Raw genomic sequence first — 13,526 nt, forward strand, 5'->3', positions numbered from 1 at the left:
TTTATCCCTCCACTACTAAATAATTGGTGAAAATCTGCATTTCCGGTTCCTCTTCCACCCGTTTGGTTGCTTGTTCCAACTGCGCTTTACTCGTCGCATGTGTAACAATTACAACACTTGCTGTGAAATCATCGACAGGCTCTTGAAGGATTTTGTCAAAACCAACACCTGCTTCAGCAAAAATTTGCGTCAATTTTAAGAATGTTCCTGTTTTATCCACCATAGTTAGTCGCAGATAGTGCTTGGAAAAGATTTGTTCTTTGCTTGTATGTTTCGTTTCATGACGGTAGCTGTTAAAAGCATTCCCATTCGTTCCGAGTTTTGAGTTTTTTGCTACAGTGATCAAATCGCTGACAACACTCGTCGCTGTTGGCAGCTCCCCGGCTCCCGGTCCGTAAAACATCGTTTCACCGACAGCAGCTCCGGTTACGAATACAGCATTATTTTCGTAGTTTACTCCTGAAAGCGGATGCGAACGTGGCAATAGTACCGGCCCGACGTTCACATTAACAGAGCCATTTGTTTCTTCTGCCGTTCCGACTAATTTGATTTTATATCCTAATTGATAAGCGACTTCGATATCTTCTTTATTGATCGTTCTGATCCCATTCGTTTCCACGTCGTCAAGTTGGACGTTCATGCCAAACGCAAGTCTCGTCATAATAACCATTTTGCGGGCGGCATCGATTCCGTCTACATCACTCGTCGGATCTGCTTCTGCAAATCCAAGTGCCTGTGCTTCCTCAAGCGCTTCCTCATAGGTTTTCTTTTCTTCTGTCATTTTCGTCAGCATAAAGTTTGTCGTCCCATTGACGATACCCATTACTTTCTGGATCTTGTCAGCAGCTAGACTATTGACGATCGTTCGTAAAATCGGGATCCCTCCCGCAACGCTCGCTTCATAAAACAAATCACATTTATTTTCCTGCGCGACTGCTACTAATTCATCGCCATGCAGCGCGATCAGATCTTTGTTGGCAGTTACCACATGTTTGCCGGCTCTTAGTGCTTGCAAAATATACTCGCGTGCGGTGGTAATGCTTCCCATCACCTCAACAATGACCGCTATTTCCGGATCTTCTAGTACGTCTTGCGGCTCAGTAGTCAAGGTAAAACCATTGGTCTCATAACGTCTTGCTTTTTCCACATCTCTGACAAGTACTTTTTTCACTGCAATGTCATAGCCTGTTACTTGACTTATTTTCTCTTGATGCTCTTCCAGGATATGGATGACGCCACTTCCGACAGTCCCAAAGCCTAGCACCCCTACTTGTAATTTTGCTCCCACACGAAAACCTCCTTATCGTTTCTAATAAACTGAAAATTTGTTAAAATAAAAAAATGTATTAGTCCTATTATAAGCAATCTATCTCTTCTAGTAAACCCTTGTTCGCGAATTAGCAGAAAAAACCACCTTTCCTTCATATGAATGCCTGGAAAGGTGGCGCTACTCTATACATTGTCTTGTTTAATGGAATTAACTGTACAAATTGCTTTTATGGACCGTTTGCAATAGCTCCAATTTATGAGCTACGACTTTTTGCACAGCTTCCATACAGACGGGATTAATCTGATTCGGTTCATAGCTGGAATTTTCTGCCAAGACCTCTTTCATTTTATTGAAAAAGGCGCTTTTGATATCACTCGAAATATTTACTTTAGCAATACCCAGCCCAACCGATGCCGCCACTTCTTTGTCCGAATTACCACTTCCGCCGTGTAATACTAGCGGTTTATTTATTACCTGCTGTATTTGTGCTAATAATTCTAAATTAAGCTCCGGCGTCCGATCTTTCGGATATAATCCATGCGCCGTTCCAATAGCAACTGCAAGGGTATCGATCTTTGTTTTTTCGACAAAGTCAATTGCTTGATCGATGTCTGTGTAAATAATATCAGCGCCTGCCGTTTCAGAAGACGTACCTGTGTTGCCGATGGTTCCTAACTCTGCCTCTACTGAAATCCCTAGTGGCCTTGCCAATTTGACCGTCTCTTGGGTAAGCCTTACGTTTTCCTCATAGGATAATCTTGACCCATCAAACATGACAGAAGTAAACCCATTTCGGACCGCTCGCATAATATCGTTGATCGAACCACCATGATCAAGATGCAAAACAACTGGTATTTTTGCCAAGACAGCTGCTGTCCGCACCGCCTGAACCAAATTATCGCCCAAGTAGGACAGCTCGTCTGGGTGTATTTCCAAAATAACAGGAGCCTGTAATTCTTCTGCTTTTTCGATAACTGCCTTCATCATTTCCAAACTACTGATATTAAAGGCTGGTACTGCAAATCGATTTTTTTTCGCGACTTTCAACAATGTTTCCATATTCGTTAACATAATGTTTCTCCTTCTTTAAACTGTTTGCACAGCGGTTTTTTTGACAAATCCTAGCAAAACAGCACCAACGACTGTCCCGCATAGTATTCCTAGTATCCAGAAAAGCGGATGTTCAAATGTATTCGGGATCAATGTTGCCCACAATCCACCATGCGGTACTCTGCACGCTACGTTAAAGATCAAGGAAAGCGTGGAGGACACGGAACTTGCTACCATAATACAGGGGATGACCCGGAATGGATCGGCTACAGCGAACGGTATTGCCCCTTCTGTAATATTAGAAGCTCCTAATATCCACGCCGATTTCCCTAGTTCGCGTTCTTCACGCGTATACTTATTTTTAAAGAGAACCGTCGATAGTGCTAATGCTAAAGGCGGGGTAACGCCTCCAGCCATAACGGCTGCAAATGGTACATAATTACCGCTAGCAAAGGCGATCATACTGAAAGCAAAAATCGATTTATTTAACGGTCCTCCCATATCAAACGCCATCATGGAACCAGTGATGACCCCAAGTAAGATTTTATTACTTGTTCCTAAACTGTTTAACCAATCTGCTAAAATATTCATTAATCCCGCAATCGGAGTACCGATTACAAATGTCATGATCAATCCTGAAATACCCACGGATAAGACAGGAATGATAAGAACTGCCCCTATAGATTCAATGCTTTTAGGAAGTTTGATCCATTTGATCAACAATAATGTAAGATAACCTGCTACAAAACCACCGATCATTCCGCCTAAAAACCCTGCTCCTATGCCCTTTGCGATCCAGCCACTCATCAATCCTGCCGTTATCCCTATTCTTCCTGAAATCGAGAACGAGATGCCTGCCGCTAAGACTGGAACCATCAATCCCAGTGCGCCGTCGCCTCCACCAATGCTATTCAATGCAGCGGCGATCGGGTTATATGCAGAACTGTGTGTATCTGCTGAGTTAAGCCCCCAGATAAAACTGATTGCTAATAAGATCCCCCCAGCAACTACAACTGGAATCATAAAACTAACACCTGTCATTAAATGCTTGTAAATTTCGGAGGCGTAATTCTTATTTCCTTTTTTGCCGTCAGAAGCTTCCGCGGAAGGTTGTACTACCTTGGAGTCTTCATAAACTTTTGCATCTTTTAATGCGCTTTCGATGACACTGTCTGCATCTTTTAAAGCTTTAGAGACATCCACTTCATACAATCGTTTTCCCACAAAACGATCTTTATTGACTGCTTTTCCTGCGGCGATAATAACTACATCTGCATTTAAAACATCTTCGGCCGTTAAGACATTTTCCGGTTCAATTGCTCCCTGTGTTTCAACCTTCACTTCAAACGACCGCTTCTCAGCAGCTATTTTGATTGCTTCCGCCGCCATATACGTATGCGCAATACCAGTTGGACAAGTCGTCACAGCAACTATTCTCATCATTTCCCCCTCTTTCTTAATTGGCTATTTTTTATCCCTCACTTTTCCAACATGCCACTTAAAACGTTATATATGTCTGCAACCGTATCTGCTTCTAACAACTTAATTCGGTTTTCCTCGTGCATCAAATTGGCAGAGATTGTGCTTAACATTTTCAGATGCGTTTGTGATTTTTCTGGAGCTGCCAACATAAAAATCAAATGCGCCTTTCCCCCCCCTTCATAATTGACCCCTTCCGCAACTTTCATAAAACAAACACCTGCACTCTGGACTGTATTTGAAAGTGCATGCGGAATTGCGATGCCATGGCCGACATAAGTCGGATATTCTTTTTCCCGTAAATAGATCTCTTTTTTAAATATCTCTCTATCTGTAATCAACTGATCTTCATAAAGTTTTTGACACATGATGTCGATCATTTCATCTTTTTCAATGGTATTTGTTAACAAAATTCTATTTTTAGAAAACACAGTGTTTTTATCCATTATTCAGCTCTCCATTAAAAATATATTTTTTTATTTTTTCCAAAGATTCTTCTCCGGTAGCATTTCTGATCAAGTCCGTTTTTTCCATACAGTTATAGAGCCGACCAAGAAATTCACCATCTTTCTTTCCTTCGCTAAAATGAATAACCAGCAAAATAACGGTGTCGACTTCATCAACCCCCCACGAAACTTTCCTCTTATTTTTAATGATAAACACCGCATTTTCCCTAACAGACAGACTGTTTCCATGCGGTATGGCCATCCCTCTTCCAATGGAAGTAGACGCCCTATATTCCCGTTTTAAAACACTTGCTGAAAAGTCGTCATCACATAGACCTAAGGCAGCTGCTTTATTAGAAAATTCATTTAGAATCGCCTCTCTAGTTGATAAATCGCTATGAAAAATCTCAAATTGCACATCATAATCTTTCATCGTCTGCTCGGCGTATACTTGGCTATTGGTGATGTTAAATAAATAGTCGGAAATATTTCGAATATCCTTTTCGTTGATGAAGTTAGAGATCCGAATGAATTTTTTCCGATGCTCTGGATGAAGCAATAAAGGTGTGGTGCTTAGGATCAGATCGCATTCTTCCAGTTCTCTGGTCGATAAGGATAAGCTATTCGTATTGTTTTGAATGAGCAAATTAGGTATATCTTTCACTAACTGCATGGAAATCAGCTGTGTTTGGCCAATGTCTTCATTGCTTACTAAAAGAACTTTGTAATATTTATCTTTCATTTGTTTTTCATACAGTGCACATATATATAATGTAATGAATCCTATCTCATCTTCATTTAAAGTGACATTGTATGCCTTTTCAATATTGCTTACTTTGACTAGCATCAAAGAGTAAAATTTCCCATACTGCTCTTTAATATGTGCCAAGACCGGATTATTGATTCGAATTCCCATTGAGCTTCTTTCAATCGCTCTGATAAGGTGAAAAGCCAGATTTTCAATTAAAAACTCGCTATTTTTATCAGTATCAATTACGCCATCTAGAAGCGAGACTGATAGTTGCATGATTTTTTCGTTGACGACTTGTTCACTCGTTACGGCACTAAAGCGATTATTTACACATCGGCGCCAAATATAGAGGTAATCATTTTCATTTAGATCCAAATAGTTTCGATTGAAAATTTCTTTAAACTCTTTATAGTGATGATCCATGGAATATAGATCATCACCTATTTCCGCGATGATATGGTGATTGCTGCTACTAAAACGACTGACCAAAATTTGAATAATAATCTCTTTTTTGCTTTCATCAGCGAAAAATCCTAAGATTTCCTTTTGAATTTCATCCACGATCTTAATAACTTGAGTCAGTTTTTCAGTTAAATGGAATTTCTCTAAAACCAATTTGATTCCTTCATCAAAAACAGCATCTTTTCTTAATCCTTGTTTGAAGTGAAAACTCATTTGCAAAATCGTCTTTTCTAATAGCTGCCGAATCAAGAGCTCATCGCCCACAACCTTTAATCCTTGATTTTGAACCTTTTGGATCGTCACTTCAAAATTGCCGATATAGTGATTGATCGCCTCGAGATCTTTGCTAATTATTTTTCTAGAAACAAAGTATTTATCCGCAAAATCTTTGATCGTGTAATTTACATTTCTTAGCAGCAATTCAATTAAGATCGAGTTATGTCTGATTTCCGTTGTAAAATCTTTTTCTCCAAATGAACGTATAATTTTCGTCTTTAGCCTTTCCAGATCGGCTTCAGTACCTACTAAATAAACCCCCACATTTCGTTCTTTTACCAACTGGATTTCCCCTTCAAGTAATTGTTCTACCTCAAAACTCCGTAAGCGGTTCCAAATGGTTTTTTCAGAAACTGAAAATACTTGAGCCAGCTCTTTCATAGTCGCTGGCTTTTGTAAATTTAATAAATAATAAATTATATTTTCAATTGAATCTTTCATCTCGATCACTCCATCATTTTAAATCTTCTTTAGTCAGAAGATCATCCATAATTCTCACGACATCTAGCGTTTCTTTGATGTAGGTGCGATCATTACTTCTGTCTCGAATGCTCTGTTCCATATCTAAGATCTCATATTTTAACGCATCTTTCGTCTTGCCGCCTTCAATTTCTTCCGTGGTTCCGTCAGGATAAACAATCGTCGCTTTGTCGGCACGAACATAATTATTAATGGTTACATAGGCTTTTTCTCCAGCAATAATAGCAATTTTAGGAAGCTTGGCCCGGAATGTTATATTCGCATTTCCTAATACTTGCTGCTTTGTCTTCGTTGCAATACTCCACATCTCATCGACACCTGTTTGATATTTTCCAACCACGTATTTGACTTCTGACAGTTCTCCTTCTAAAAAGAATCTTAAAAAGGAAAGCACGTACGTACCAATATCTAACATTGCTCCTCCGCCCAATTCTTTGTTAAAGAAGCGGTTGTTTGGATCATCTTCTTTCAAACTGCCTAAGTTAGCGTTTACATATTTGAGTTTTCCAAATTTCCCTTCATTTATCAATGCTTTGATTTTATGAAACAGCGGCATATGGTAGATCGTCATGGCTTCCGCTAAAACTAAATTATGTTGCTGTGCATATTCGTAAGCGTCCACTAACTCCCTATGATCTCCCCAAATAGCTTTTTCGCATAATACATGTTTGCCTTTCTTTAAACAACTCATAATATTTTCATAATGCACAGAATTCACAGTCGCAATATATACTACTTCGATTTCCGGATCCTCTATCATTTCTTCAAAATCTTTAAAGACTTTCGATACGCCATACTTTTCTTGAAACGCCAACCCTTTTTCATAGTCACGAGAACTCACTCCGTAGATAGTATCTACATCCTTCATGCCTTCAGCAAATTCGTTAGCGATATGCCCTAAACCGTTGATTCCCCACTTCATATCTATTCCTCCAGTTCATTTTTTGTTTCTAACATCATTATAGCAACTTTTAATTCTTATAAAGCAATCAATAAATTCTTTTTTTACGGCTATTCCAGAAAGATGGTCGATTTCGGCGTTTTCCTAAGATTGCCCTCCCTAAATAGATGGTTTTTAATACTTAGAGACAATCTATCTCTTCTAATAATCCCTTATTCATAAAATTGGGTAAAAAAAAGCCTTTGCAAAGAGCAATGGCTGCGAAACACGTGAATTAAAAAGCAAATTTAATTGTCCTCTGCTACTTACTCCTTTTTTCGTTTTCTTGTAAATCCATAAACAGCAAAACTAATGATATACACGGCAAGTAGGATAGCCACAATAATATATTCCATACGTTCCGAAATAATATTTGTTCCTTGCAGCGCAATAACCACGATTAAGCACGCCATAAATAATAATTGCACGTAATGTGTTTTCTTCATTTCAACACTCCTCGGCTAAATTCATCCACATCATTATAACATGTTTATTCTCTATTGAGGCAAGTAGTCCACCTAAAAATAAAACCGCGCAGCATTGTTGGATGCTTGCGCGGTCTACCTATTCAAATCGATTTAAATTGCTCCCGTCATCCATAATCCGATCTGTGAAACAACTGCACAACCTAAGTAAATACCAATGAAAACAAAGATCGCGACAATCGCAACGCGCCAAGAAGTCTTAGATAGGTCGACTAAGTGATCAGCGACAGAGATCCCTGCAAAGGCCAAGACTGGCGTAGTGATCGATAAAAAATCAACTGCTCCGATCACTTGAACAAAGAAATTGGAGATCAAGCAGAATATCAATGATACTAGTGATACCCAGCCTAAAACCGGGAAATTCCGGATGAAGCTGACAGGGATTTTTTTCGTCAGATCAGAAATCAATATCCCCAAAAAAGCGAATGCCCACAATACTAGCAGCCCTACAAAAGTCTGCCATTCGATTGGTGTCGATTCCGGATTTTTCCATAGTTTGATTTGCTGCGTGAATAAAATCAGCGTAATGCTGAGCAACAAGATCAATCCTGTTTTGACATATTTACGTGTGATCGTTTCGTTAGGCATGTTTTCTTCCTCCCTTTGTTAGCACGCGGTACATAAAGCGTTGCAATGGAACCGCTAAGAACACCATGATATAAGTTCCTAAGAAGCTAGTTAACAGCTGGCTAGCAGCAGCATAAGAAGTAATCGTTCCTGCCATTTCTTTAGGCGACTGCGCTACCAACGAGGAAGAAGCTGCCGTCATCATACTTGCCGAGCCAATGCCTGAGCTCATCGCCAACGCTTTGATATCGAATCCGATATATAGAAGCAATGGCGCAAAAATACTGAAGAAAATCGCACCGAACAATGTCCCGATCAAGTAGATCGACAAGACGCCACGGCCTTCCGGAGAATTCAGTGTATATTTTTCCGAAATGTATGCCAGCTCGCCTTCACGTCCTAATCCCAAAGTTGCTCCAATCGCTTCGCGGCGCAACCCCAATGCAATGGCAATCGGCAGCCCAAGCAGAACTGTTCCGAGATTACCAAGTTCATGAATTACAAATACCCAACCAATGCTTAAAATATCTTTAATATGCGGCGCCACATCTGCTCCATACCGTGCCATTAGTGGCAGCATGATAAAAATCAGATTTCCTCCAGCAAATTTCACATTATGTTCACTGTATATTTTCTTAAAAATCCCCTTACGAAAATATGGGATCCCAAAGATCATCCCGATCGCCACCGCGAAAACGAGCGGCAAGATCGTAATATCTACTTTCCCAATCTCGATCGTCTTGATGCCGATCAGTTCAGATACAGTGATGACCAGCAGTACAAAGGCGATAAAATACCCAAAATAATTTTTCATCCAATAAGCCCCTTTTTAATTAGTGATCGAATGCAGTAACTCTTCATACGCCGCAAAAGAACGCTTGTATAATTTGTCTCTGTCCACATCGTTTAATTTGACCAATACTTCGCTTAAAAACTCGGGAAATGTCGTTAATACAAATTCCTCATCCGTCATTCTAAAATCATCGCCATGGATCGTTCCGGCAAAACCGCCATAACTAATTTGGATACAAGGAAACATAAATGCGAGATCGCCGATATCCCCTGCTGCTGCGATGCCTCCCCGATCATCAATAAGTGCGGTGATTTTTTTATTTTCCTCAAATGCTGTTTTGACAAAGGTATTCAAGTAGCGATCCTGAACAAATGGGAGATAACCCATTTGCGTCTCGATCTCTACTTTCCCGCCTAATGCTTGGGCGCTCCCTAAAGCCACATCATCCAAGCGCTTCGCCACCGTTTTCATATAATCCGTCGATTTTGTCCGTAGATCCGTTCCGATCGTTACATGATTGGGAATGACATTCGTACTCATATCACTTGCCATCACGATCGGATTGAATCTTACAAGCTGATCATCACGGACTTGCTGACGCATTAGCCCCAGCCCAACATTGAAAAGCGTGGACATGCTGTAGGCATTGACACCGGAGAATGGATCAAAGCCAGCATGTGCCGCTTTTCCTTCAAAACGGTAATGCTTATATAAAAATCCGGCGAGATCACAATCGATCTCGATCGTTGGTTCGGAAAATTCCTCTCCGATACTATGTACGCAAACCCCAAAATCAATATCATCGAAAACTCCTAAACGCATCGCTTCCGGCTTTCCGCCAAAATAAACGATCTCGCCCTGTGCTTTCAATTTTTCACGGTATTCCAGATCCAAGTACTCTTCCGCGGGAACAAACACAAAGCAGACATTATAGTTCCAGTTTTCATAAATTTTCGTTTCAGCTAAATACGCATAGAGCGAAAGCGCCGAAGTGATCTGTGTGAAGTGACCGCAATTATGTGCAGCTCCTGTTTCTTTGTCACTGTTGAAGTGACTAGGTGCATAGACCGCATCCAATTCGGCAATGAATGCCATCGTTACCGGTTTATCCTTGCTAAGATAAGTTTTTATTCCGGTCGTGCTGAAATACGTCAACTCCGCATCTGCATTTTCTTTTTTCAAAAAAGTTTCCACGAGTTCTTTCGTTTTCCATTCTTTGTATCCTAATTCCGGATTATCAAAAATATGCGCGGCAATGGTCTTCATTTCTTCAAAGCGTTCTTCAAAAAACATATTATTCGCCTCCAGCCACTATACTATGAGAAAAAAACGATATTGTCAAGAGCGTTTCACCAATAACACGAATATTAACTAATATAAATGTGATTATTGTATGTTATTTAACACCACAAAAAAATGCACCTGTTAAAAACAGGTGCATTCCAATTATTTTTCAGTTCAGGCAGCTTATTTGATGCCGTATTTTTTGTTGAAGCGGTCAACACGTCCATCAGCGGCAGCATGTTTTTGTTTACCAGTGTAGAATGGATGAGAGTCAGAAGAAATTTCCACACGAAGAAGTGGATATTCGTTTCCGTCTTCCCATGTAATTGTTTCACTGGAGTTTTTTGTAGAACCAGACAAGAATTTAAAATCTGTAGTAGTATCTACAAATACAACTGGTCGATAATTCGGATGAATTTCTTTTTTCATTATTTTCAACTCCTTCGCCCTGAATCATCTGAAACAGAGTTATTAACTGCATTACTTGCACAGTATCTTCATTATAACAAGCGTAAAGCAAACAAGCAAGGTTATTTTTTAAACATTTCCTGCTGCAGAAGCTCGTAAAAATCTGTGTTTGTTTCCGTTTTTTTCATATAGCGGATAAAACGTTCCGAGATATCAAGCCCGTCTCCTTGCAGCGGCAGGACTTTTCGTATTTTCCACAATTGTTCTAAATTGTCTTGAGATAATAGCAATTCTTCTTTTCTTGTTCCGGATCTGCGCATATCGATCGCCGGGAAAATCCTTCGTTCGGCAAGGGCACGGTCGAGATGCAGTTCCATGTTGCCGGTTCCTTTAAATTCTTCATAGATGACATCGTCCATTCGCGAGCCGGTATCGATCAGAGCAGTAGCTAAAATCGTCAAACTACCACCTTCTTCGATATTTCGGGCTGCTCCGAAAAAGCGTTTCGGACGGTGAAATGCCGCCGGATCGATCCCGCCTGACAACGTTCTACCGCTAGGCGGAATAACTAAGTTGTAGGCACGGGCAAGGCGCGTGATACTGTCCATCAGAATAATGACATCGCGTTTCTGCTCCACAAGGCGCATCGCTCTCTCAAGAACGAGCTCCGCCACTTTGATATGATTTTCAGGTAGCTCGTCAAATGTAGAGCTGGCGACATCCGCTTCTACAGAACGCTCGATATCCGTTACTTCCTCTGGCCGCTCGTCGATCAATAGCATGATCAGTTCGGCCTCAGGATGATTTTTTGTGATACTATTGGCGATTTCCTTGAGCAAGATCGTCTTACCCGCTTTAGGTGGTGCAACGATCAAACCTCGCTGACCAAAGCCGATTGGCGCGATCATATCGATCGTCCTCGTTGAAAGCGGAAATTTCCCGGTTTCCAATTTTATTTGCCGATCTGGATAAAGAGGTGTCAATCCAGGGAAATGGACACGCTCTTTCGCTACTTCCGGATCTTCTCCATTTACTGCTTCTACTTGCAGCAAACCAAAATAACGTTCATTTTCTTTCGGCGGTCTAGCCTTTCCGGAAACTTTGTCCCCTGTCCGCAAATCAAACCGGCGAATCTGGGAAGCAGATATGTATATATCTTCACTGCTGGAAGAATAATTGATTGGTCTTAAAAAGCCAAACCCCTCGGAAGGAATAATATCAAGTACGCCTTCCATAAAAAAGAAGCCTTCTTTTTCCGCATTTGATTTTAGAATCGCAAAAATAAGTTCTTTTTTCGATAGTTTGCTATAGTAGCTGATTTTATGTTCTTTCGCCAAGGCATAAATTTCTTTGATCGTTAAGTCCTCTAAATAAGAGATCGTCATTTTCGCCATCTGTTTACCACCTTTGTCTTTCATTTTTGATATTTCATAAGGAAGGGGAATGATGATAAATGAAGTAATCCCGTTAATTTGGGATTACCTCATTTCCATTTATTGAGCCGCGACATCAGCGGTTGTTACTTTTTCGATGTCTGCTCCGATATTGGAAAGTTTTTCGATAATGTTGGTATAGCCACGTTCGATGTGCTCGATACCGGTGATTTCTGTTTCACCTTCTGCTGTCAGAGCGGCAATGACCAGCGCTGCTCCAGCTCGTAGATCAGAAGCCTTTACGCTGGCTCCTTTTAACGAAACAGGTCCCGTGATAACAGCTGAACGGCCATCGAGTTTAAACCGTCCACCCATTCTTTCCAGCTCGGCAATATGTTTAAAGCGGTCTGGATAGATCGTATCAGTGATAACACTGCTTCCCTCCGCATGCATCATCAATGCCGTAAGTGGCTGTTGAAGATCTGTCGGGAAGCCTGGATAAGAGTATGTCTTGATGTCCACTTTTTTCAGATTCTTTGCTTGTCCGACATACACGCTATCTTCACCAAATTCGATCGGAACACCCATTTCATGTAATTTAGCAGTGATTCCTTCTAAATGTTCCGGAATGATATTTTGGATCGTAACGCCATCCCCACAAGCAGCAGCAAGTGTCATAAACGTGCCCGCTTCAATCCGGTCAGGGATAATGGTATGCTTGCATCCGTGCAACTTCTCCACGCCATTGATGCGGATCGTATCTGTTCCGGCACCTTTGATATTTGCTCCCATATTGTTTAGTAATGTAGCAACATCAATGATTTCCGGCTCTTTGGCAGCATTTTCGATAACTGTTTTGCCCTCTGCCTTTACAGCAGCAAGCATAATGTTGATCGTAGCCCCGACGCTGACCACATCCAAGTAGATTCTCGCACCGGTCAACTTCTCAGCGCGTAAATAAATCGCACCTTGTTCATTCGTCACTTCTGCACCCAAAGCCACAAAGCCTTTAATATGCTGATCGATCGGACGCGGACCTAAATAGCAGCCGCCCGGAAGACCGATCACCGCTTTTTTGAAACGACCTAGCATCGCCCCCATTAAGTAATAAGAGGCTCTCAGCTTTTTGACATTGCCATTTGGAAGCGGCATCGCCACTAAATGGCTTGGGTCGATCACTGCTGTATGTTTATCTTCCTGAACGGTACCGCCCAGTTCTTCTATGATTCGGTATAATGTATGGACATCGGATATATCGGGAAGGCCGTCGATCGACACTTGCGATTCTGCTAATATCGCAGCTGGTATAAGTGCCACCGCGCTATTTTTCGCACCATCGATCTGTACAGTTCCTTTTAATTTCTTCCCACCATGAACAATGAAACTATTTGTCATTTGGCCTTTACCTTCTTTCTCTTGCATTAGCAACTTTCCCCTATTATCGCTAAAACAGTTTGGTTTT

At 40.9% G+C, this 13,526-nt stretch carries 13 protein-coding genes; all 13 read right to left on the minus strand.

The genetic code is table 11. The annotated features are described in order from the left end of the window. Nucleotide 1 precedes the first annotated feature (1 nt). On the minus strand, nucleotides 2-1,288 hold the full coding sequence (locus EL241_RS12345) for a homoserine dehydrogenase (protein ID WP_003758781.1): 1,287 nt from the start codon (nucleotides 1,286-1,288) through the stop codon (nucleotides 2-4). 189 nt (nucleotides 1,289-1,477) lie between these two features. Beyond that, entirely contained in the window at nucleotides 1,478-2,341 is an 864-nt protein-coding gene (locus EL241_RS12350) for a ketose-bisphosphate aldolase (protein WP_126320630.1), read from the minus strand. 15 nt (nucleotides 2,342-2,356) lie between these two features. Continuing rightward, nucleotides 2,357-3,763 carry a PTS fructose transporter subunit IIC gene (locus EL241_RS12355; RefSeq protein ID WP_036105574.1) on the minus strand — a complete coding sequence of 469 codons (1,407 nt, stop codon included), beginning with the start codon at nucleotides 3,761-3,763 and terminating at the stop codon, nucleotides 2,357-2,359. Nucleotides 3,764-3,798: 35 nt separating this feature from the next. Beyond that, nucleotides 3,799-4,245, minus strand: a complete 447-nt coding sequence (locus tag EL241_RS12360) for a PTS sugar transporter subunit IIA (protein ID WP_036105571.1) — start codon at nucleotides 4,243-4,245, stop codon at nucleotides 3,799-3,801. After that, nucleotides 4,238-6,175, minus strand: coding sequence for a BglG family transcription antiterminator (locus EL241_RS12365; protein ID WP_036105569.1), 1,938 nt, complete (start codon nucleotides 6,173-6,175; stop codon nucleotides 4,238-4,240). Before EL241_RS12365 ends, EL241_RS12360 begins: the two co-directional genes overlap by 8 nt. 13 nt (nucleotides 6,176-6,188) lie before the next feature. Next, the gene (locus EL241_RS12370) at nucleotides 6,189-7,136 is read right to left on the minus strand and encodes a Gfo/Idh/MocA family protein (RefSeq protein WP_036105567.1); all 948 of its coding nucleotides are present in this window, start codon (nucleotides 7,134-7,136) and stop codon (nucleotides 6,189-6,191) included. A gap of 284 nt (nucleotides 7,137-7,420) precedes the next feature. Further along, complete coding sequence (locus EL241_RS12375; protein WP_036105564.1) at nucleotides 7,421-7,600, minus strand: hypothetical protein; 180 nt, start codon at nucleotides 7,598-7,600, stop codon at nucleotides 7,421-7,423. A gap of 132 nt (nucleotides 7,601-7,732) precedes the next feature. Further along, the gene (locus EL241_RS12380; protein WP_036105563.1) at nucleotides 7,733-8,227 is read right to left on the minus strand and encodes a hypothetical protein; all 495 of its coding nucleotides are present in this window, start codon (nucleotides 8,225-8,227) and stop codon (nucleotides 7,733-7,735) included. Then, nucleotides 8,220-9,020: a DUF3100 domain-containing protein gene (locus tag EL241_RS12385; protein WP_036105562.1), complete on the minus strand. Its 801-nt coding sequence runs from the start codon at nucleotides 9,018-9,020 to the stop codon at nucleotides 8,220-8,222. Before EL241_RS12385 ends, EL241_RS12380 begins: the two co-directional genes overlap by 8 nt. Before the next feature lie 15 nt (nucleotides 9,021-9,035). Beyond that, the gene (locus tag EL241_RS12390) at nucleotides 9,036-10,292 is read right to left on the minus strand and encodes a M20/M25/M40 family metallo-hydrolase (protein WP_036105560.1); all 1,257 of its coding nucleotides are present in this window, start codon (nucleotides 10,290-10,292) and stop codon (nucleotides 9,036-9,038) included. A gap of 174 nt (nucleotides 10,293-10,466) precedes the next feature. Next, a complete protein-coding gene (locus EL241_RS12395; RefSeq protein WP_003758770.1) occupies nucleotides 10,467-10,712 on the minus strand; it encodes a type B 50S ribosomal protein L31 in 246 nt (81 codons plus the stop codon). Nucleotides 10,713-10,813: 101 nt separating this feature from the next. Beyond that, nucleotides 10,814-12,085: a transcription termination factor Rho gene (rho, locus tag EL241_RS12400; protein WP_115345986.1), complete on the minus strand. Its 1,272-nt coding sequence runs from the start codon at nucleotides 12,083-12,085 to the stop codon at nucleotides 10,814-10,816. A gap of 99 nt (nucleotides 12,086-12,184) precedes the next feature. Next, nucleotides 12,185-13,459, minus strand: a complete 1,275-nt coding sequence (locus EL241_RS12405; RefSeq protein ID WP_036105789.1) for a UDP-N-acetylglucosamine 1-carboxyvinyltransferase — start codon at nucleotides 13,457-13,459, stop codon at nucleotides 12,185-12,187. Nucleotides 13,460-13,526 lie beyond the last annotated feature (67 nt).

Source organism: Listeria grayi, assembly GCF_900638015.1.
GTDB classification, from domain to species: Bacteria; Bacillota; Bacilli; order Lactobacillales; family Listeriaceae; genus Listeria; species Listeria grayi.

Excerpts from the sequence above, each read along its gene's own strand:
- EL241_RS12375 (WP_036105564.1), bottom strand. The coding sequence starts at position 7,600 with ATGAAGAAAACACATTACGTGCAATTATTATTTATGGCGTGCTTAATC.
- EL241_RS12385 (WP_036105562.1), bottom strand. The coding sequence starts at position 9,020 with ATGAAAAATTATTTTGGGTATTTTATCGCCTTTGTACTGCTGGTCATC.
- EL241_RS12390 (WP_036105560.1), bottom strand. The coding sequence starts at position 10,292 with ATGTTTTTTGAAGAACGCTTTGAAGAAATGAAGACCATTGCCGCGCAT.
- EL241_RS12355 (WP_036105574.1), bottom strand. The coding sequence starts at position 3,763 with ATGATGAGAATAGTTGCTGTGACGACTTGTCCAACTGGTATTGCGCAT.
- EL241_RS12365 (WP_036105569.1), bottom strand. The coding sequence starts at position 6,175 with ATGAAAGATTCAATTGAAAATATAATTTATTATTTATTAAATTTACAA.
- EL241_RS12380 (WP_036105563.1), bottom strand. The coding sequence starts at position 8,227 with ATGCCTAACGAAACGATCACACGTAAATATGTCAAAACAGGATTGATC.
- EL241_RS12395 (WP_003758770.1), bottom strand. The coding sequence starts at position 10,712 with ATGAAAAAAGAAATTCATCCGAATTATCGACCAGTTGTATTTGTAGAT.
- rho (WP_115345986.1), bottom strand. The coding sequence starts at position 12,085 with ATGGCGAAAATGACGATCTCTTATTTAGAGGACTTAACGATCAAAGAA.
- EL241_RS12350 (WP_126320630.1), bottom strand. The coding sequence starts at position 2,341 with ATGTTAACGAATATGGAAACATTGTTGAAAGTCGCGAAAAAAAATCGA.
- EL241_RS12405 (WP_036105789.1), bottom strand. The coding sequence starts at position 13,459 with ATGACAAATAGTTTCATTGTTCATGGTGGGAAGAAATTAAAAGGAACT.
- EL241_RS12370 (WP_036105567.1), bottom strand. The coding sequence starts at position 7,136 with ATGAAGTGGGGAATCAACGGTTTAGGGCATATCGCTAACGAATTTGCT.
- EL241_RS12360 (WP_036105571.1), bottom strand. The coding sequence starts at position 4,245 with ATGGATAAAAACACTGTGTTTTCTAAAAATAGAATTTTGTTAACAAAT.